The 1,471-nt window shown below is 51.5% G+C and carries 14 tRNA genes; all 14 read right to left on the reverse strand.

From position 1 onward, the window contains the following. The 14 genes from AC3II9_RS21355 to AC3II9_RS21420 all read right to left on the reverse strand — a co-directional run bounded on the left by AC3II9_RS21355 (position 1) and on the right by AC3II9_RS21420 (position 1,389). A tRNA-Asp gene (locus tag AC3II9_RS21355) sits at positions 1 to 73 on the reverse strand. A gap of 3 nt (positions 74 to 76) precedes the next feature. After that, positions 77 to 153 (reverse strand) — tRNA-Met (locus AC3II9_RS21360). A 58-nt stretch (positions 154 to 211) separates the two neighbouring features. Further along, positions 212 to 304, reverse strand: a tRNA-Ser gene (locus AC3II9_RS21365). Between the two features lie 7 nt (positions 305 to 311). Then, a tRNA-Met gene (locus AC3II9_RS21370) sits at positions 312 to 388 on the reverse strand. A gap of 15 nt (positions 389 to 403) precedes the next feature. Then, a tRNA-Ala gene (locus AC3II9_RS21375) sits at positions 404 to 479 on the reverse strand. Positions 480 to 483: 4 nt separating this feature from the next. Next, positions 484 to 557 (reverse strand) — tRNA-Pro (locus AC3II9_RS21380). Positions 558 to 569: 12 nt separating this feature from the next. Next, positions 570 to 646: transfer RNA gene (locus tag AC3II9_RS21385), tRNA-Arg, on the reverse strand. Positions 647 to 654: 8 nt separating this feature from the next. After that, positions 655 to 743: transfer RNA gene (locus AC3II9_RS21390), tRNA-Leu, on the reverse strand. Positions 744 to 747: 4 nt separating this feature from the next. Further along, positions 748 to 822: transfer RNA gene (locus AC3II9_RS21395), tRNA-Gly, on the reverse strand. A gap of 132 nt (positions 823 to 954) precedes the next feature. Further along, a tRNA-Lys gene (locus AC3II9_RS21400) sits at positions 955 to 1,030 on the reverse strand. Between the two features lie 12 nt (positions 1,031 to 1,042). Further along, positions 1,043 to 1,118: transfer RNA gene (locus tag AC3II9_RS21405), tRNA-His, on the reverse strand. 28 nt (positions 1,119 to 1,146) lie between these two features. After that, positions 1,147 to 1,220: transfer RNA gene (locus AC3II9_RS21410), tRNA-Trp, on the reverse strand. Positions 1,221 to 1,223: 3 nt separating this feature from the next. Then, positions 1,224 to 1,307, reverse strand: a tRNA-Tyr gene (locus tag AC3II9_RS21415). A 6-nt stretch (positions 1,308 to 1,313) separates the two neighbouring features. Beyond that, a tRNA-Thr gene (locus tag AC3II9_RS21420) sits at positions 1,314 to 1,389 on the reverse strand. Between the last annotated feature and the right edge of the window lie 82 nt (positions 1,390 to 1,471).

Raw genomic sequence — 1,471 nt, forward strand, 5'->3', positions numbered from 1 at the left:
CGGTCCCGACCGGGATCGAACCGGCGATCTCCTGCGTGACAGGCAGGCATGTTAACCGCTACACCACGGGACCATTTGGTTGCGGGGACAGGATTTGAACCTGTGACCTTCGGGTTATGAGCCCGACGAGCTACCGAACTGCTCCACCCCGCGATAATATTATGATTGCTGAAGTTTTTGTTCTAGTTCACCATTTTCTTTTAAATCAAAATGGCGGAGGAAGAGGGATTCGAACCCCCGCGCGGTTTAACCCGCCTGTCGGTTTTCAAGACCGATCCCTTCAGCCGGACTTGGGTATTCCTCCGTATAAATGGTGGCTACCGAGGGATTCGAACCCACGACCTTTCGGGTATGAACCGAATGCTCTAGCCAGCTGAGCTAGGTAGCCATTGAAAATAATATTTGGTGGAGCCTAGCGGGATCGAACCGCTGACCTCCTGCGTGCAAGGCAGGCGCTCTCCCAGCTGAGCTAAGGCCCCAGAGTCGGAATGACAGGATTCGAACCTACGACCCCTTGGTCCCAAACCAAGTGCTCTACCAAGCTGAGCTACATTCCGAGTTTAAAAATATGGCGCGCCCGACAGGAGTCGAACCCATAACCTTCTGATCCGTAGTCAGACGCTCTATCCAATTGAGCTACGGGCGCATAATAAATGGTGCCGAGGGCCGGAATCGAACCGGCACGGTGGTCACCCACCGCAGGATTTTAAGTCCTGTGCGTCTGCCAGTTCCGCCACCCCGGCATATTGGAGCGGAAGACGAGGTTCGAACTCGCGACCCCCACCTTGGCAAGGTGGTGTTCTACCACTGAACTACTTCCGCAATATGCTGTAATTTTTATTCTGACAGTATATAAAGTTAAATAGTGCAAATTAATACAATGGAACTTATAATGCTTCTAGCATTAGCTCCTAAATATAGTATATCCTCTACCACTGCATAAATATTATGAAATGGTGAGCCATGAAGGACTCGAACCTTCGACCCTCTGATTAAAAGTCAGATGCTCTACCAACTGAGCTAATGGCTCTAAATAAAATAATGGGGCGACTGATGGGAATCGAACCCACGAATGCCGGAACCACAATCCGGTGCGTTAACCACTTCGCCACAATCGCCATTGTTGTTAATAGTGGCTTTAAAACCTGGCAGGGGCAGTAGGAATCGAACCCACACCAAAGGTTTTGGAGACCTCTATTCTACCGTTGAACTATGCCCCTAAATGGTGGAGGGGGACGGATTCGAACCGCCGAACCCTAAGGAGCGGATTTACAGTCCGCCGCGTTTAGCCACTTCGCTACCCCTCCAAGGGATGGTGCCGGCGATAGGAGTCGAACCCACGACCTACTGATTACAAGTCAGTTGCTCTACCAACTGAGCTACACCGGCATAAATATGGTGGAGGATGACGGGCTCGAACCGCCGACCCCCTGCTTGTAAGGCAGGTGCTCTCCCAGCTGAGCTAATCCTC

The organism is Lysinibacillus sp. RU7 (genome assembly GCF_057837305.1).